This is a genomic window from Geodermatophilus sp. SYSU D00758 (assembly GCF_054049955.1).
This window is the reverse complement of the sequence record NZ_JBJGYK010000002.1, coordinates 233652-250948: the sequence shown is the minus strand read 5'-3', so window position 1 is coordinate 250948 and position 17297 is coordinate 233652. Positions and strand designations below refer to the sequence as shown.

The window sequence follows — 17297 nt, the reverse complement described above, 5'->3', positions numbered from 1 at the left end:
AGCACCGGTGCTGAGCCAGGAGCGGCAACGACCAGGTCAGCTGATCACCGGGGAGCGGCCCCGGTTCAGTGCGCGCGGAGGGTGGGGAAGCCGGCCGCCAGCTGGGCGAAGGCGGCGTGCAGCTCGTCGGCCAGGGACGTCGTGCCGTCGGCCAGCCACACCTCGAACGCGGTGGTGGCCGCGGCGCGGCTGCTCGTCGCCACCAGCCGGGGCAGCAGCGCCTCGGGGCGCTCGCCGGTGCGCCCGGCGACGTGGCGGGCCACCACCCGGTCGACGTCGGCGTAGCGCACCTGCGAGTGCGCCTGCAGCGCCGGCTCCCGGAGGATCATCGTCATCCGCTGGCGCAGCACCGGGAGGTCCTCGGCCGCGTAGTCGTTGACCTGCACGTAGGCGGCGCAGATCGAGGCCAGCACCGGCTGGCCGACCGCGGCCGCGAGCAGCCGGTCCAGCCGGGCCACGTGGGAGGCGAAGTCGCCCCAGACCGCGTCGGCCTTGGTGGCGAAGTGCCGGAAGAACGTGCGCCGGCTGATGCCCGCGGCCTCGGCGATCTCGTCCGCGGTGACCTGCTCGAAGCCGCGCCGGGTGAACAGGTCGAGGGCGACCTGCTCCACGCGGGCCCGGGTGTCGGTCCGCGCGTCGGGCAGCAGGGAGGTCACGGGTCCCATCTTGCGCCACCCGGCAGCCGCCGAGGCGGGACGACGCGACACCTCGCCCGGCCGGGTGGTCGCGGCGCGCCGGAACCGCTGTTGCCCGTGGCACTGGGTGTCACTAACGTGCGCTCCACCCGTAACCCCGATCACAGGGAGGCCCCGTGCCCGAGACCACCGAGACCCAGACCACCGAGGCCCCGGCCGCCGAGGAGACCCTGGTCGAGGAGTCCCTCGTCGAGGAGGTCTCCATCGACGGCATGTGCGGGGTGTACTGATCGACGCCCCCGCGGCGGCGCCGGCGAGCACCGCGATGAGCGACGCCGGCGCCGCTCCCCCGCCGGGCGGCGGCGCCGCCCCCGACTTCGACCCGGCCCTGCCCTGGCGGCGGGCCCGCTCGGTGGCGCTGCGCCCCGAGCCGTTCGGCGCGCTGGTCTACCACTTCGGCAACCGGAAGCTGTCCTTCCTGAAGTCGAGGACGCTGGTCGCCGTCGTCGAGGCGCTGGCCGAGCACCCCAGCGCCGAGGCCACCCTCGTCGCGTGCGGGGTCCCCGAGGCCCAGCGACCCGCCTACGTCAAGGCGCTGGCCGACCTCGCCCGCTCCCAGATGATCGAACCCCGCTGAGCCACCACCCGCGCTGAGCTCCCAGGAGAACGCCGCATGACCGCCGTCCTGCCGTCCCGCCCCACCACGCCGCGTCCGGAAGGCGGCCGGCTGATCGACCAGTTCGAGTACGGGCTCGACGCGCCGATCTGCCTGACCTGGGAGCTCACCTACGCCTGCAACCTGGCCTGCGCGCACTGCCTGTCCTCCTCCGGACGGCGCGACCCCCGCGAGCTGTCCACCGCCGAGGCCGAGGCGGTCATCGACGAGCTGCAGCGGATGCAGGTCTTCTACGTCAACGTCGGCGGCGGCGAGCCGACCGTCCGGCCGGACTTCTGGCACCTGCTGGACTACGCCATCGGCCACGACGTCGGGGTCAAGTTCTCCACGAACGGCGTGAAGCTGAACCGGGAGCGGGCCGCGCAGCTGGCCCGCACCGACTACGTCGACGTCCAGATCTCCCTGGACGGCGCCACGGCCGAGGTCAACGACCGGGTCCGCGGCACCGGCTCCTACGCCACCGCGATCCGGGCGCTGGAGAACCTGGCCGAGGCCGGGATGAGGGACTTCAAGGTCTCCGTCGTCGTCACCCGGGAGAACGTCTCCCAGCTCGACGCGTTCAAGGCGCTGACCGACCGGTACGGCGCCCAGCTGCGGATCACCCGGCTGCGCCCGTCCGGTCGGGGCGCCGACGTCTGGGACCAGCTGCACCCGACCCAGGAGCAGCAGCGCGAGCTCTACTCCTGGCTGCTGGCCAACGGCGACCGGGTGCTCACCGGTGACTCGTTCTTCCACCTGTCGGCCTACGGCGAGGCCCTCCCCGGGCTGAACCTGTGCGGCGCCGGCCGGGTGGTCTGCCTGATCGACCCGGTGGGCGACGTCTACGCCTGCCCGTTCGCCATCCACGAGAACTTCCTGGCCGGCAACGTGCGCGACGAGGGCGGCTTCCAGCGGGTCTGGCAGTCCTCCGAGCTGTTCGCCGAGCTGCGCAGCCCCCAGACCGGCGGCGCCTGCACGAAGTGCGCCCACTTCGACGCCTGCCGGGGCGGGTGCATGGCGGCCAAGTTCTTCACCGGCCTGCCGCTGGACGGCCCCGACCCCGAGTGCGTGCAGGGGTACGGCGAGTCCGCGCTCGCCGCCCGCGACGCCTCGACGGTCATGCCGAAGAGCTCCGTCGACCACTCGCACACCGGCCCGGTGCGCGGCCAGCCCACGCTGCTCGGCATGCCGTCCATCCCCGGCAAGATCTGCGACGAGTCGCCGCTCGCGGGCCTCGGCCTGCGCTGACCCGGCTCACCGACCCCCTGGTCCTCGCGGGCCGGACGGCGCCCTCCCGGGTGCTGTTCGGCCCGCACGAGACCAACCTCGGCCGCGGCCGGGCGCTGTCGGCGCGGCACACCGCCTACTACGCCCGCCGCGCCGCCGGCGGCTGCGGGATCGTGGTCACCGAGACCGCCTCGGTGCACGAGTCCGACCACCCCTACGAGCTCAGCCCCCTGGCCGCGGGGTGCGGCCCCGGCTGGGCCGCCGTGGTCGCCGCCTGCCGGCCGCACGGAACGCTGGTCCTCGCCGGGCTCGGGCACACCGGCGCGCAAGGGTCCTCGGCCTGGACCGGCACGGCGCTCTGGGGCGCCTCGGCGGTGCCGGACGTCGTCACCCGCGAGGTCCCGGCGGTCATGGGGCGGCCGGAGCTCGAGGCGCTGGTGGCCGGCTCCGCCGCGGCCGCGCGGACCGCCGTCGCCGCGGACGCCGACGGGGTCGAGGTGGACGCCGGCCCGCGGTCGCTGCTGCGCCAGTTCGCCTCCGGGCTGACCAACACCCGCACCGACGCGCACGGCACCGACCGGCTGCGGCTGCTCGAGGAGGTGCTGGTGGCCGTCCGGGCCGAGCTCGGGGCCGGCCGGGTGCTGGCGCTGCGGCTGTCGTGCGACGAGCAGGCGCCCTGGGCCGGGATCACCCCGTCGTCCGCCGCCGCCGCGGTCGCCCGGCTGGCGCCGCTGCTCGACCTGCTCGTCGTGGTCCGCGGCAGCGGGCCGGCGACGTCGGCGTACCGGCCCGACGGCAACGAGCCGCCCGGGTTCAACCTCGGGCTCACCCGCGCGGTGCGCGCCGCGGCCGGGGGCGTCCCGGTGGTGCTGCAGGGCTCGGTCGTCGACCCGGCCGCGGCCCAGGCCGCCCTGGACGACGGGGTCGCCGACGCGGTCGAGATGACCCGCGCCCAGATCGCCGACGCGGCGCTCGTCGCCCGGGTCCGCGGCGGGTCCGCCCCGCGGCCCTGCACGCTGTGCAACCAGGCCTGCCAGGTCCGCGACGTCCGCAACCCGGTGGTCGGCTGCACCGTCGACCCGGCCAGCGGCCGGGAGGCCGAGGAGGCCGAGGGGGCCGCGGGAGGGGGCGGGCAGCGGGGCGCCGGGCGGGGCCTGCGGGTCCAGGTCGTCGGCGGCGGGCCGGCCGGGCTGGAGGCCGCCCGCGTGCTCGCCGGTGCCGGGGCGCGGGTCGAGCTGGTCGAGCGCGCCGACCGGCTCGGCGGCCGGCTGGCCACGGTGGCCGCCCTGCCCGGCCGGGCGCGGTTCGCCGACCTGGCCGGGTGGCTGGTGGCCGAGTGCGAGCGGCTCGGCGTCCGGGTCCGGCTCGGCGTCGAGGGCCCCACGCGGCCGGACGGACCGGTCCTGCTCGCCACCGGCGCCCGCCCGCGGCCGCCCGCCGTCCCGGTCGGGCCCGGCGTGCAGGCCGTGACCGCCGCGGCGGTGCTCGACGGGGCCGTGCCGGCCCCCGGCCCGGTCGTGGTGCACGACCCGGTCGGCGGGCCGGCCGGGGTAGGGGTGGCCGAGCTGCTCGCCGCCGCCGGCCGCGAGGTCGCCCTGGTGACGCCGCACGAGGTGGCCGGCGCCCGGCTCGGCGGCGACCTCGCCCCGGCCAACGCCCGGCTGGCCCGCGCGGGGGTCCGGCGCGAGACCGCGGCCGTGCTCCGCTCCGCCGCCGGGGGCCGGGCGCGGGTCGCCGACCGCTGGTCGGGCGCTGAGCGCGTCCTGCCGTGCGCCGTGCTCGTCGACGCCGGGCCGCTGCTGCCGGGAGCCGCGCCTCCCGACGCGTCCCCGGGGCTCCGGCCGGCCGGGGACGTCGTCGCCCCGCGCACCGTGCGGGAAGCGGTCGAGGAAGGGCGGCGGGCGGCGGTCGCCCTGCTCGCCGCCGGGCACGGGTGGCCGGTGCACCGGGCCCCTCCTAGCGTGTGACCCGGGTCACCGGGCGCCGCGGAGGAGTGGGCATGGGCACGCTGGACGGCAAGGTCGCGTTCATCACCGGAGCCGCGCGCGGGCAGGGCCGCACGCACGCCGTCCGCCTGGCGCGGGAGGGCGCCGACGTGATCGCCGTCGACCTGTGCGCGCAGATGGACACGATCGCCTACCCGATGGCCACCCCGGAGGACCTCGCCGAGACCGCCCGCCAGGTCGAGGCCCTCGACCGCCGCATCGTCGCCCGCCAGGCCGACGTCCGCGACGTGGCCGCCCTGCGCGGCGCCCTCGAGGACGGCGTCGCCGAGCTCGGCCGGGTCGACATCGTGCTGGCCAACGCCGGCATCTCCGCGGCCGGCAGCCCGGAGGAGGACCCCTCCCGCACCTGGGACGACGTCATCGGCGTCAACCTGACCGGCGTCTGGAACACGGTGCACGTCGCCGCCCCCCGGATGATCGAGCAGGGCGACGGCGGCTCGATCGTGCTCACCAGCTCCACCCAGGGGCTCACCGGCCGGGGCGGCGACGGCAGCGGCGCGGTCACCGCGTACGCCGCCTCCAAGCACGGCGTCGTCGGCCTCATGCGCAGCTTCGCGCACTGGCTGGCGCCGCACCGGATCCGGGTAAACACCGTGCACCCGACGGGGGCGGCCACCCCCATGGTGGAGAACGACGTCCTGCAGAACTGGCTGGCGGCGAACGCGGAGTCCGCCGGGATGCTGGCCAACCTCATGCCGGTCGAGCTGATCGAGGCGGTCGACGTCAGCAACGCCATCGCCTGGCTGGTCAGCGACGAGGGGCGCTACGTCACCGGCGTCACCCTGCCCGTCGACGCCGGCTTCTGCGTGCGGTAGCCGTTCCCGGCGGCGTCCACCCGGCTCAGGGTTGATCGGCGGCATAACCTCCGCATAGTTTGTGTGCGTCCCGTCACACGACCGCGGAGGGTCCCCATGGGCAAGCTCGAGGGCAAGGTCGCCTTGGTCACCGGAGCCGCGCGCGGGCAGGGCCGCAGCCACGCGGTCCGCCTCGCGCAGGAGGGCGCCGACGTCATCGCCGTCGACCGCTGCGCCGACGTCCCCACCGTCGGCTACCCGATGGCCACGCCCGAGGACCTCGCCGAGACCGTGCGCCAGGTCGAGGCGCTGGACCGCCGCATCGTCGCCACGCAGGCCGACGTCCGCGACACCGCGGCGCTCGGGGCGGCGGTGGACGACGGCGTCGCGCAGCTGGGCCGGCTGGACGTCGTGCTGGCCAACGCGGGCATCGCCAGCTTCGCGCCGGTCGAGGAGCTGAGCGACGAGATGTGGGACGAGATGATCGACATCAACCTCACCGGGGTGTTCAAGACCGTCCGCGCCGCCGTCCCGCACCTGCGCGCCCACGGCCAGGGCGGGGCGATCGTGCTCACCAGCTCGACGGCCGGCATCAAGGGGCTGGCCAACCTGGCGCACTACGTCGCCGCGAAGCACGGCGTGGTCGGCCTGGTGAAGACGCTGGCCAACGAGCTGGCGCCGGACATGATCCGGGTCAACTCGGTGCACCCGACCGCGGTCAGCACCGACATGATCCACAACCGCGAGACCTACGGGAACTTCGTGCCCGACAAGCCCGAGGACCAGGTCACCCGGGACGACGTCGCACCCCTGTTCCAGGGCCTCAACGCCCTGCCGATCCCGTGGGTGGAGTCGGCCGACATCAGCAACGCCGTCGTGTGGCTGGTCAGTGACGACGCCCGCTACGTGACCGGGGTGCAGCTGCCCGTCGACGCGGGGTCGGTGGTCAAGTAGTGCCCGGCCGGATGCAGGGCAAGGTCGTCTTCGTCACCGGCGCGGGGCGGGGGATGGGCCGCAGCCACGCGGTCCGCCTGGCCCGGGAGGGCGCCGACGTCATCGGGGTGGACGTCTGCGGGCCGATCCCGAGCGCGACCGCCCCGGTGACCACGCCCGAGGAGCTCGCCGAGACCGTCCGCCAGGTCGAGGCCCTCGACCGGCGGATGGTCGCCTTCCAGGCCGACGTCACCGACGAGGAGGCGCTCACCGCCGGCCTGGCCGAGGGGGTCGCCCAGCTCGGCCGGCTCGACTGCGCCGTGGCCAACGCGGGCATCGGCGTCCCGCCGCACGAGGTCGCCGACACCCCCGCGCAGGAGTGGCGGGACATGCTGGAGACCAACCTGACCGGGGTCTTCCTCACCGCCAAGGCCGCTGTCCCGCACCTGCGGGCCACCGGGGACGGCGGGTCGCTGGTCCTGGTCAGCTCGGCGCTGGGTCTGCGCGGCATGGCGAACGTCGCCTCCTACGTCGCCGCCAAGCACGGGGTGGTCGGCCTGATGCGCAGCCTGGCGCTGGAGCTCGCGCCCGAGGGGATCCGGGTCAACTCGATCCACCCCACCAACGTCGACACCCCGCTCATCCAGAACGAGAACGTCTACCGGCTCTTCCGGCCCGACCTGGAGCACCCGACCCGCGAGGACGTCAGCGGCGTGTTCCAGGAGCTCAACCTGCTGGCCACCCCCTGGGTGCAGCCCGAGGACGTCAGCGAGGCGGTGCTCTACCTGGCCGCCGACGACTCCGGCCGGTTCGTCACCGGCACCACCCACCGGGTCGACGCCGGCTGGATCACCAAGTGACCGCATCGAGAGGGGATGTCATGGCAGGACGGGTGCAGGGCAAGGTCGCCTTCGTCACCGGCGCGGCGCGCAGCCAGGGCCGCAGCCACGCGGTGCGGCTGGCCCAGGAGGGGGCCGACATCATCGCCGTCGACCTCGCCGGGCCGGTCGAGTCGATCCAGATGTACCCGCCCGCGACCGAGGAGGACCTCGCCGAGACCGTCCGCCAGGTCGAGGCCCTCGACCGGCGGGTCGTCGCGACCAAGGCCGACGTCCGGGACTCCGGCGCGCTCAAGGCCGCGGTGGACGAGGGGGTGGCCCAGCTCGGCCGGCTGGACATCGTGCTGGCCAACGCCGGGGTCTTCGAGCTGGCGCCGTCGCTGGAGCTGACCGACGGCGCCTGGCAGGAGATGATCGACATCAACCTGACCGGCGTGTGGAACACCTGCAAGGTGGCGCTGCCGCACCTGATCGAGGGTGGCGGCGGGTCGATCGTCATCACCAGCTCGACCGCCGGGCTCAAGGGGACGCCGAACACCGTCCACTACACGGCCGCCAAGCACGGCGTCATCGGCATCATGCGGACGCTGGCCAACGAGTTCGGCAAGCAGGCGATCCGGGTGAACACCGTGCACCCCACCGGCGTGGACACGGTGATGATCCAGAACCCGAAGACGTGGGGGCTGTTCACGCCGGACGACCCCGAGCCGACGAAGGAGAAGTTCACCGAGCTGTTCGAGACGCTGCACCCGCTGCCGGTGGCCTACGTCGACCCGGTGGACATCTCCAACGCGATGCTGTTCCTCGTCTCGGACGAGGCGCGCTACATCACCGGCGTGACCCTGCCGGTGGACGCCGGCTACACCGTCCGCTGAGGCCGCGGCGCGCCCGGGTCGAGGAAGCCGTGCCCGCGTCGGGGCGCCCCTGACGCGGGCACGGCTTCCTCTTCCGCGCTCCCCCCGGGCCCGCTGCCCTTGCCCGCGCTCGCCCCGGGCCCGCTGCTCGTCCCGGGCGGCCGCGGTCAGAGGTCGACGATCTCGTTGTCCGAGGAGATCCGCTGCCGGTCGCCGTGGCCTTGACGAAGCTGAAGGCCGTCGCCAGCCGACCGCCGGGGGAGTTCCAGTACTCGGCGGTGTCGGCCTCGACGCGCACCAGCACCACCGACGGGTCCTCCGCGCCCTGCGGCAGCCAGGCCGAGACGCCGGAGTTCCACAGCTGCTCCTTCTTCTCCACGTCGTGGACGACGACGGCGTGCCCGCTCAGCGACACCCGGGTCCCGCCCGACCCGACGCCGACGTTGACCTGAGGTGAGGCCTCGACGTGGCCGATCCAGTCGGAGCCCTGCTCGGCGAAGAACCACAGGTCGCCGTCGAACCCGACCTCCTGCAGCGCCATCGGCCGGCTGGTGAGCTTCCCCTGCGGCGTGGTGGTGGTCAGGAAGCCGACCTCCTGGCCCTTGATCAGCTCGGCGACCTTGCGGGTGTCCTCGGCGCTCACGTGCGTCGTCCTCTCGTGCGGGATCGGATGCCGCCCGACCGGTGCCCGGCCGGGCCGCCCGCGAACCCCGGCTACCGCGCGGCGAGGTAGCGCCAGGCGCCGCCGTCCCGCACGAACCGGCTGACCTCGTGCTGCGCACCGGGCTCCCGGTCGACGAGGTAGGACGCCCGGAACTCGACGGTGCCCTCAGCGGCGAGCAGGCCGCCGCCGGTGGTGGCCAGCACCTCCAGGCCGGTCCAGCGGACGGCCGGGTCCAGGTCCACAGTGCGCGGGCGGGTCGAGGGGTGCCAGGTGGCCAGCAGGTAGCCGGCGTCCCCGACCGCGAAGGCGCTGTACCGGGCGCGCACCAGCTGCTCGGCGGTGGCCGCCGGCGCGCCGGCGTGCAGCCGGCCGCAGCAGTCGTCGTGGGGCGGGCCGGTGCCGCACGGGCAGCGTCGGGGCGTCATGCTGCCCGAGTCTGCTCGGCCGGCGGCGGGAGGTGCGGTGACCCGGTACCCGCTGCTGTCCGCGCCCGTGCGGCTGGGGCCGCTGCGGCTGCCGAACCGGGTCGTCTTCCCCGCCCACCTCACCAACTTCGCCGAGGACGGCCTGCCCACCGCCCGCCACGCGGCCTACTCCTCCGCCCGCGCCGCCGGCGGCGCCGGCCTGGTCGTCGTGGAGGAGTCCACCGTCGACCCGGCCGACCGGCCCTACGAGAAGCTGGTCCGCGGGTGGGACCCGGCCGTCGTCCCGGCCTGGCGGGCGGTCACCGACGCGGTGCACGCGCACGGCGTCCCGGTGGTCGCCCAGCTCAACCACAACGGCGGGCAGTCCGACGGGCTGCACACCCGCGCGCCGGTGCTCGCCCCCTCCCCGGTGCCCGACCCGCTGTTCGGGGAGGTGCCGCGCGAGGCCACGCACGCCGACCTGCGCCGGCTGGTCGCCGGGTTCGCCGCGGTCGCCGGGCACTGCGCCGCGGCCGGTTTCGACGGGGTGGAGGTCCAGGCCTCCCAGTCGGCCCTGGCCCGCCAGTTCCTCTCCCGTGCGACCAACCGGCGCACCGACGGCTACGGCGGGTCGCTGGAGAACCGCGTCCGCTTCCTCGCCGAGGTGCTCGCCGCGGTGCGGGAGGCGGTGGGGCCCGAGCGGGCGGTCGGCGTCCGCCTCGCCGACGAGGAGGGCGCGGACGGCGGGACGACGGCGGCCGAGGCGGCGGCCACCGCGCGCCTGCTGGCCGGGCGCGGGCTGGTCGACTGGGTGAGCACCACCGTCGGCGTGGCGACCGCGACCCTGCACCGCGTCGTCCCCCCGATGACCACCCCGCCCGGCTACGCGCGCCCGTTCGCCGCCGCGGTGCGCGCGGCCGTCGACGTCCCGGTCATCGGGGTGGGCCGCTTCCTCACCCCCGACCAGGCCGAGGCCGCGCTGGCCGCCGGGGACTGCGACCTGGTCGGGGCGGTGCGCGCCCAGGTCGCCGACCCCGCCTGGGCGGCCAAGGCGCTCTCCGGCCGGGCGGGGGAGATCCGCCGGTGCCTGGGCTGCAACCAGGAGTGCGTCGGCGCGGTGGGGCTCGGCCGGGCGCTCGGCTGCGTGACCAACCCGCGGGCCGGGCGGGAGGCGCCGCTGCCGGCGCCGGCTCGCCGGCGGCGGGTGCTGGTCGTCGGCGGCGGCCCGGCCGGGCTGCGGACGGCGGCGACCGCGGCGCAGCGCGGCCACGCGGTGACCCTGCTCGAGCAGGCCACGGTCCTCGGCGGGGCGGTGCGGACGGCGGCCGCCGCCCCCGGCCGGGACGGGCTCCTCCCGCTGGTCGAGGACCTGGCGGCGGAGTGCGTGCGGGCCGGGGTGGCGGTGCGCACCGGCGTCCGGGCGACCGCCGCGGACGTGCTGGACGCGGCGCCGGACGCCGTCGTCCTGGCCACCGGCGCGCGGCCGGCCCCGCCCGCGTGGGCGGTCGACGTCCGGGACGTGCTCGGTGGGCGGGTGCGGCCGGCCGGGCGGGTGCTGGTCGTCGACGAGCTCGGCGGCGCGGCGGCCCCCTCGGTCGCCGAGCTGCTGGCCGCGCGCGGCTGCCGGGTGGAGCTGGTGACCGCGGCGCTGGCGGTCGGGCAGGACCTCGGGCCGCTGCTGGAGCTGCCGCGCTGGCGCCGGCGGGCCGGCGGGCTGGGGATCCGGCTCACCCCCGAGGTGGTTGTGACCGCCGTGGACGGCGGCACGGTCGCGCTGCTGCACCACCCGACCGGCGCGGTGCACGCGCGGGAGGTGGACGCCGTGGTGGTGGCCGCCCCCGGCGTGGCCGACGACGCGCTGTGGCGCGAGCTGTGCCGCGCGCCCGGGGACGGCGGCCCGGAGGTGCACCGGGTGGGGGACTGCGTGGCGCCCCGGCGCGCCTCGGCCGCCACCCGGGACGGCGAGCGGGTCGGCGCGGCGCTGTAGCCGCCGGAGGGGGCCGGCGGGTCAGGCGTCCGGGGCGTACCGCGCGCGCAGGCCCTCGACGAGCAGGTCCAGGCCGAACTCGAAGGCCGCACCGTGCGGATGGCGCATCAGCTCGGTGATCGCGGCCAGCAGCAGCGGCTGCCCGGCCAGGGCGCAGGCGCGCCGGGTGGTGGGGTCCTCGACCGCGGGGGCCGGGGGCTGGGTGCGCTCCCGGTCGGCCTCGGCCTGCCACTCGACGGCGCTGCCGATCACGTAGGAGCCCAGCGCGAACAGCGCCTGCTGCGCCTCGCCCGGCCGCAGGCCCGCCTCCACGAGCACGCCGAGCACCCGCTCGATGCCGGCGAAGCTCTCCGGGCTGGGCCGGTTGCCGGCCACCACCCGCGGCGCGTCCCGGGTGGCGACCAGCGCGGTGAACATGCGCCGGGCGTCCTCGCGCAGCCACTCCCACCAGGGCTGGCCCTCTTCCGGGCCGGTGTAGACCCGCCCGGTGCGGCGCAGCAGCTCCTCGGCCATGAGGTCCATGAGCTGCCGCTTGTTCTCCACGTGCCAGTAGAGGGTCGGCCCGGAGACCCCGAGCCGGGCGGCGACCCGGCGGAACGAGACCGCCTCCAGGCCGCCCTCGGCGAGCAGGTCGAGGGCGGCGCCGACGACGGCCTCGCGGGTCACCCCCGGCCGCTCCGTCGCCGTCCCCGGTTTCACGCTTGACACCCTAACGGTGTAAGAGGACGGTGGCCGCTGTGTCTAACGCCGTTAGAGAGCCGGCGATCGAGGTCGCCGGTCTCCGCAAGACCTACCCGGCCGGCGACTCCGTGGTCGAAGCGGTGAAGGGCATCGACCTGCGGGTCGAGGCCGGGCAGACCTACGGCTTCCTCGGCCCCAACGGCGCCGGGAAGTCCACGACCATCGAGATGCTCTGCACCATCCGGAACCCGACGTCGGGCACCGCCCGCGTCGCCGGCTTCGACGTCGTCCGGCAGCGCAGCGAGGTGCGCCGCCGCATCGGGCTGGTCTTCCAGCAGCAGACGCTGGACCTGCAGCTCTCCGCCGAGCAGAACCTGCGCTTCCACGCCGAGCTCTACGGTCTCTCCCGCCCGGAGGCCGACCGGCGCATCGCCGAGGTGCTCGACATGGTCGCCCTCGCCGACCGCCGCTCGGACCGGGTCGACAAGTTCTCCGGCGGCATGAAGCGGCGGCTGGAGATCGCCCGCGGCCTGGTCCACGCCCCGCAGGTGCTCTTCCTCGACGAGCCGACGATCGGCCTGGACCCGCAGACCCGCGCCGCCATCTGGGACCACCTGGCGTGGCTGCGCGAGCACACCAGCATCACCGTCTTCGTCACCACGCACTACATGGACGAGGCCGAGCACTGCGACCGCATCGCGATCATGGACCACGGGGAGATCGTCGTGGAGGACACGCCGGAGGCGCTGAAGTCCAGCGTCGGCACCGACCGCATCGCGCTGCGCACCGACGACGACGAGCTGGCCATCACGCGGGTCCGGGAGCGGCTCGGGGTGGAGGCCGGCATGCACGAGGGGCAGGTGACCCTCGCCGTGGCCGAGGGGGCCGCGGTGGTACCCCGGCTGTTCACCGAGCTGGGGGTCGGCATCCGCTCGGTGACCGTCACCCGGCCCAGCCTGGACGACGTCTTCCTGACCTACACCGGCCGCACGATCCGTGACTCCGAGGGCCCCCAGGCCCCGACGAACCCGTTCGCCGGGAGGCGATGACATGACCCGCTCCCCGGGAGAGGACGCAGCGTGACCACCCGCGACACCGCCGTCCCGCCCGCCGCCGAACCGCAGCTGCTCACCGAGGTGCGCAGCGACGCGGGGCACGAGGTGCGCGCCACCTGGGTGGTGATGCGCCGCGAGCTGCTGCGGCTCAGGCAGGACCGGGCCCGCATCCTCACCATGCTGCTGCAGCCGCTGCTGTTCGTCTTCGTCATGGGCACCGGCCTGGGCAGCATCGTCGACACCGGCGGCGACACCAGCTTCCGGACCTTCCTCTTCCCCGGGGTGCTGGCCACCTCGGTGCTGTTCACCGCGGCGTTCGCCGGCATCAGCCTGGTGTGGGACCGGGAGTTCGGGTTCCTCCGCGAGATGATGGTCGCCCCCATCTCCCGCGGCGCCATCATCTGGGGCAAGTGCCTCGGCGGCGCGGTCGTCGCCACCGTGCAGAGCCTCCTGCTCCTCGCGCTGGCCGGCACCGTCGGCATCCCCTACGCCCCGGTGCTGCTCCTCCAGCTGGCCGGCTGCCTGTTCCTCGGCTCGCTGCTGCTCACCGCGCTGGGCGTCCTGCTCTCCACCCGGATCAAGACCATCCAGACGGCGATGCCGGTCAGCCAGCTGCTGATCATGCCGATGATGTTCCTGTCGGGGGCGCTGTTCCCGATCGCCGGGCTGCCGGACTGGCTCGCCGTCCTCACCAAGCTCAACCCGCTGACCTACGTCGTGCAGCCGATGCGCTCCTTCGTGCTCGACCGGCTGGCGCTGTCGGCGGCCGAGCAGGAGCGCCTGGTCCCGGTGATCACCTGGGCCGGCTGGGAGGTGCCGGTCGGGGTCCAGCTGCTGACCGTGGCCGTCCTGACGCTGGGACTGGTCACCCTCGCCGCCCGGGTCTTCCGCACCACCGAGTAGGAGGACCACCCTTCCCCACGCCTCGCAGGCTCGGCGCAGGGCCCCGGAGGGTGGCCGTTCCAGCGCGTCCCGGGGGCGCGGCGCGGGACCGGGGACGGGGCCTCGGTAGGGTGCCGTCGGTGAGCTCACTAGCCGGTGCCGTCTGGCCCGAGCTGCCCGAGCGCCCGCTGCTGCTGGTGCCGCTGGGCGCGGTCGAGCAGCACGGCCACCACCTGCCGCTGGCCACCGACACCACCGTCGCCTGCGCGGTCGCCGAGGCGGCCGTCGACGACCTCCCCGGCGCGCTGCTGGCCCCCGCGCTCGCCTACGGGGCCAGCGGCGAGCACGAGGACTTCCCGGGCACCGTGTCGATCGGCACCGAGGCGCTGGCCGGGCTGCTCGTCGAGTACGGCCGCTCGGCCTGCCGCTGGGCCGGCCGCCTGCTCGTCGTCAACGGCCACGGCGGCAACCTCGACGCCCTGCGGGCCGCGGTCCCGCTGCTGCGCTCCGAGGGCCGGGACGTCGCCTGGTTCCCGTGCGCGGTCGCCGGCGCCGACCCGCACGCCGGGCGCACCGAGACCGCGCTGATGTTGCACGTGGAACCGGGGTCGGTGCGCCTCGAGCAGGCGGTGGCGGGGGAGACCGCACCGCTGGCCGAGGTCCTGCCCCGGCTGCGCCAGGAGGGGGTGCGCGCGGTCAGCCCCACCGGCGTGCTCGGGGACCCGCGCGGCGCCTCGGCGGAGGAGGGCGCGGCCCTCCTCGGCGACCTCGCCGAGCGGCTGGCCGGTGCCGTCGCGCGGTGGGACGTCGACCCGGGCGGGCGACTGCGGGGCTGAGGACGGCGTCCCACCTCCTGCGCGGCCCAGGGGTCGCCGCCCGGCCCCCGGGGTAGCCGGGCGGCATGGACCTCCTCTCGCTCCCCCGGGCCGCGACGGCGTCCGCCCTCGCCCTCGGCACGGCGCTGCGCGGTGCGCGCGTCGTCCACCCCCGGGGGCGCGCGCACACCGGCGTGGTCGTCACCGACGGCGGTGGATCCTGGGGTGCCCGCGTGCTCGACGAGGCCGGCCGCCACGAGGTCGTGGTCCGCGTCTCGCGGGCCGTCGGGCTGCCCGAGCCGCTCCCCGACGTCGTCGGCCTGGCGATCCGGTTCGACGGGCAGGGCGGGGACGGCGGGCCGCTGGACGTCCTCGTCACGACCGCCGGGAGCCCGCCCGGCCTGCGCCACGTCTTCCTCCCGGAGCCGCTGGGCCGGACCTTCTCCGCGGTGCTGCCGCACCGCACCGGCAGCGGGCGCCTGGTCGTGCTCGGCGCGCGGCGCGACGCCACCGGGGCGGGCTGGGACCTGCTGGCCGCCCCGGTGGCCGGGCGCTGGCGGCGGTGGGGCGGCCTGACCCTCGGCGCGGCCCTCCCGGACCCCGATGCGGAGGGGCTCCGGTTCCGGCCCACGGTGGGCGCCGACGACCTGCAGCCGGTCGCCCTGTTCCGCGCCGTCCGCGCCCGGTCGTACCGGGAGAGCCAGGCGCGCCGCCCCTGACCGGGGCCGCCCGGCCCGTGGTTAGGGTTCCGGGCATGGGCTCTCCTGCCGGGTGGCTGCTCGTCGTCGACTACCAGGAGGTCTTCCGCGACCCGACGTCCCCCTGGACGACGCCCCGCTTCGACGACATCCGACCCCGCGTCCGGTCCCTGGTCGGGGCCTTCGGCGAGCGGGTCGTGTTCACCCGCTTCGTCGTCCCCGAGCACCCCGAGGGCGCCTGGGCCGACTACTACCGGCAGTACGACTACTTCACCCGGCCGCACGCGATCCCGCTCTTCCAGCTCTCCGAGGACCCCGGCGGTCGCACGGTCGTCGACGCCCCGACCTTCGGCAAGTGGGTGCCCGAGGTGGCCCGCGTGGTGGGTGACGGGCCCCTGACGGTGGCCGGCGTGGCCACCGACTGCTGCGTGCTCTCCACCGTGCTGCCGGCCGCCGACGCCGGCGTCCACGTGCGGGTGGTCTCCGACGCGTGCGCCGGGGCCAGCGACGAGGCGCACGCCGACACGATGCGGATCCTGGGGTGCTACGCCCCGCTGGTCGAGGTCACCACCACGGCCGAGGTGCTCGCCGCGGCATGACCGCGGTCCCCGGGCCGCCGGCCGGGCGGCTCCCCGACGGCTTCGTCGTCCGCCTGGACCCGCGCACCCGCCGACGCGAGGGCGGCACCGTGCTCCTGGGCGGCTCGCCGCTGCGGCTGGTCCGGCTGCTGCCCCGGGCGCAGGCCCTCGTGGCCGGCGACCGGCTCGAGGTGCGGGACGCGGCGACCGCGGCGCTGGCCGCCCGCCTGCTCGACGCCGGCCTCGCCCACCCCTCGCTGTGCGGCTCGCCGGCCGCGGAGATCACCGTCGTCGTCCCGGTCCGCGACCGGGCCGCCGAGCTGGCCCGGCTGCTCGCCGCGCTGCGCGCCGACCCGGCCACCGCCGGCGTCCCCGTGCTCGTGGTGGACGACGGGTCCGCCGACCCCGCCGCGCTCCGGGCGGTGGCCGGGGAGTCCGGCGCCCGTGTGCTGCGCCACGCGGTCACCCGCGGCCCGGCCGCCGCCCGCAACACCGGGCTGGCCGCCGCCACCACGGAGCTCGTCGCCTTCCTCGACTCCGACTGCGTGCCGCGGCCCGGCTGGCTGGACCCGCTGCTGCGGCACACCGCCGACCCGCGGCTGGCCGTCGTCGCGCCCCGGATCACCGCGCTGGGGGAGCCGGCCGGGTTCGTCGCCCGCTACGAGACCGCGGTGAGCGCCCTGGACATGGGCCCGGACCCCGCGCCCGTGGCACCCGGGACCGCGGTCTCCTACCTGCCCAGCGCGGCGCTGCTGGCCCGCCGGGCGGCGCTCGGTGCGGGGTTCGACGAGTCCATGCTGGTCGCCGAGGACGTCGACCTCGTCTGGCGGCTGGCCGCGGCCGGCTGGCGGGTGCGCTACGAACCGGCCGCCACCGTCGCCCACGAGCACCCCGCGGGCGCCCGCGACTGGCTGCGCCGGCGGGCCTTCTACGGCACCGGCGCCGCCCTGCTGGCCGCCCGGCACGGCGCCGCGGTCGCCCCGGTGGTGGTCTCGCCCTGGACGGCGGCGGCCTGCGCGCTGGCGCTCACCGGGCGCCGGTCCGGGCTGCTCGCCGCGGCGGGGGTGCTCGGAGCCGCCACCGCCCGGCTGGCCCCGCGGCTGGCCGGTCCGGCGGGGCGCCCGCCGGTCGGCCTGGCCGCCGCTCTCGTGCTGCGGGGCAGCGCGGCCGCCGTCCGCACGCTGGCCCGCGCGGTGACCCGGCACCACTGGCCGCTCGCCCTGGTGGCGGCGCTGGCCTCCCGGCGGGCCCGCCGGGTCGTGGTCGCCGCCGCGGTGGCCGACGGGCTGCTGGCCGGCCGGGCGCACCGCCGGGACGTCGGGTTGCTGCGCTTCGCGGCCGCCCGCCGCCTGGAGGACCTCGCCTACGGCGCCGGTCTGTGGGCCGGTGCCTGGCGGGCCCGTGACCCCCGGGCGCTGCTGCCCGCGGCCCCGCCGTCCCTCCCGCGCCGCCGCCGCTGACGCCACCCAGGCCGTGTCCCGGACCTCCTGGCTCGCCGTCGCCGTCGAAGGACCCCGTCCTCCCCACCCCTCGCTCCGCTCGGGGCGGTGCCCTGGACGGGGCCGTGGTGGGCCCGGTCCTCCGGCGACC

19 protein-coding genes are annotated in these 17297 nt (G+C 76.6%); 15 read left to right on the top strand and 4 right to left on the bottom strand.

The features are described from left to right. Positions 1-65 precede the first annotated feature (65 nt). A complete protein-coding gene (mftR, locus tag ACI8AC_RS03070) occupies positions 66-656 on the bottom strand; it encodes a mycofactocin system transcriptional regulator (RefSeq protein ID WP_456895060.1) in 591 nt (196 codons plus the stop codon). Between the two features lie 155 nt (positions 657-811). On the opposite strand from mftR, the gene mftA reads away from it, so the two are divergent. From mftA to ACI8AC_RS03030, 8 genes are all read left to right on the top strand, one after another. Beyond that, a complete protein-coding gene (mftA, locus tag ACI8AC_RS03065) occupies positions 812-925 on the top strand; it encodes a mycofactocin precursor MftA (RefSeq protein ID WP_117378871.1) in 114 nt (37 codons plus the stop codon). 35 nt (positions 926-960) lie between these two features. Then, entirely contained in the window at positions 961-1272 is a 312-nt protein-coding gene (gene mftB, locus ACI8AC_RS03060) for a mycofactocin biosynthesis chaperone MftB (protein ID WP_456895057.1), read from the top strand. 36 nt (positions 1273-1308) lie between these two features. After that, positions 1309-2538 (top strand): mycofactocin radical SAM maturase, encoded by a 1230-nt coding sequence (mftC, locus tag ACI8AC_RS03055; RefSeq protein WP_456895055.1) that lies wholly within the window; start codon positions 1309-1311, stop codon positions 2536-2538. Further along, entirely contained in the window at positions 2499-4484 is a 1986-nt protein-coding gene (locus ACI8AC_RS03050; RefSeq protein ID WP_456895072.1) for a mycofactocin system FadH/OYE family oxidoreductase 1, read from the top strand. The genes mftC and ACI8AC_RS03050 overlap by 40 nt, the downstream gene beginning before the upstream one ends. A gap of 32 nt (positions 4485-4516) precedes the next feature. Next, positions 4517-5338 (top strand): mycofactocin-coupled SDR family oxidoreductase, encoded by an 822-nt coding sequence (locus tag ACI8AC_RS03045; protein WP_456895053.1) that lies wholly within the window; start codon positions 4517-4519, stop codon positions 5336-5338. Between the two features lie 96 nt (positions 5339-5434). After that, positions 5435-6271, top strand: coding sequence for a mycofactocin-coupled SDR family oxidoreductase (locus ACI8AC_RS03040; protein WP_456895051.1), 837 nt, complete (start codon positions 5435-5437; stop codon positions 6269-6271). A gap of 11 nt (positions 6272-6282) precedes the next feature. Further along, entirely contained in the window at positions 6283-7110 is an 828-nt protein-coding gene (locus ACI8AC_RS03035) for a mycofactocin-coupled SDR family oxidoreductase (RefSeq protein ID WP_456895049.1), read from the top strand. 20 nt (positions 7111-7130) lie between these two features. Continuing rightward, complete coding sequence (locus ACI8AC_RS03030; RefSeq protein WP_456895047.1) at positions 7131-7964, top strand: mycofactocin-coupled SDR family oxidoreductase; 834 nt, start codon at positions 7131-7133, stop codon at positions 7962-7964. Here ACI8AC_RS03030 and ACI8AC_RS03025 read toward each other — a convergent pair. Both ACI8AC_RS03025 and ACI8AC_RS03020 read right to left on the bottom strand, forming a co-directional pair. Continuing rightward, on the bottom strand, positions 7918-8586 hold the full coding sequence (locus ACI8AC_RS03025) for a pyridoxamine 5'-phosphate oxidase family protein (RefSeq protein ID WP_456895045.1): 669 nt from the start codon (positions 8584-8586) through the stop codon (positions 7918-7920). The two genes, ACI8AC_RS03030 and ACI8AC_RS03025, sit on opposite strands and share 47 nt — an antisense overlap. Before the next feature lie 71 nt (positions 8587-8657). Next, the gene (locus ACI8AC_RS03020) at positions 8658-9032 is read right to left on the bottom strand and encodes a YchJ family protein (protein WP_456895043.1); all 375 of its coding nucleotides are present in this window, start codon (positions 9030-9032) and stop codon (positions 8658-8660) included. Positions 9033-9069: 37 nt separating this feature from the next. Between ACI8AC_RS03020 and ACI8AC_RS03015 the strand changes: the two genes are divergently transcribed. Beyond that, the gene (locus tag ACI8AC_RS03015) at positions 9070-10998 is read left to right on the top strand and encodes a mycofactocin system FadH/OYE family oxidoreductase 2 (protein WP_456895041.1); all 1929 of its coding nucleotides are present in this window, start codon (positions 9070-9072) and stop codon (positions 10996-10998) included. Between the two features lie 21 nt (positions 10999-11019). Here the strand turns inward: ACI8AC_RS03015 and ACI8AC_RS03010 are convergent, their stop codons facing one another. Beyond that, a complete protein-coding gene (locus ACI8AC_RS03010) occupies positions 11020-11697 on the bottom strand; it encodes a TetR/AcrR family transcriptional regulator C-terminal domain-containing protein (RefSeq protein ID WP_456895039.1) in 678 nt (225 codons plus the stop codon). Between the two features lie 29 nt (positions 11698-11726). On the opposite strand from ACI8AC_RS03010, the gene ACI8AC_RS03005 reads away from it, so the two are divergent. From ACI8AC_RS03005 to mftF, 6 genes are all read left to right on the top strand, one after another. Further along, positions 11727-12728 (top strand): ATP-binding cassette domain-containing protein, encoded by a 1002-nt coding sequence (locus tag ACI8AC_RS03005; RefSeq protein ID WP_456895037.1) that lies wholly within the window; start codon positions 11727-11729, stop codon positions 12726-12728. A 30-nt stretch (positions 12729-12758) separates the two neighbouring features. Then, complete coding sequence (locus ACI8AC_RS03000) at positions 12759-13637, top strand: ABC transporter permease (protein ID WP_456895035.1); 879 nt, start codon at positions 12759-12761, stop codon at positions 13635-13637. A gap of 119 nt (positions 13638-13756) precedes the next feature. Beyond that, entirely contained in the window at positions 13757-14452 is a 696-nt protein-coding gene (mftE, locus tag ACI8AC_RS02995; protein WP_456895033.1) for a mycofactocin biosynthesis peptidyl-dipeptidase MftE, read from the top strand. Positions 14453-14517: 65 nt separating this feature from the next. Continuing rightward, a complete protein-coding gene (locus ACI8AC_RS02990) occupies positions 14518-15150 on the top strand; it encodes a hypothetical protein (protein WP_456895031.1) in 633 nt (210 codons plus the stop codon). Between the two features lie 35 nt (positions 15151-15185). Next, entirely contained in the window at positions 15186-15728 is a 543-nt protein-coding gene (locus ACI8AC_RS02985) for a cysteine hydrolase family protein (RefSeq protein ID WP_456895029.1), read from the top strand. Then, positions 15725-17167: a mycofactocin biosynthesis glycosyltransferase MftF gene (mftF, locus tag ACI8AC_RS02980; protein WP_456895027.1), complete on the top strand. Its 1443-nt coding sequence runs from the start codon at positions 15725-15727 to the stop codon at positions 17165-17167. Before ACI8AC_RS02985 ends, mftF begins: the two co-directional genes overlap by 4 nt. Positions 17168-17297: the final 130 nt, after the last annotated feature.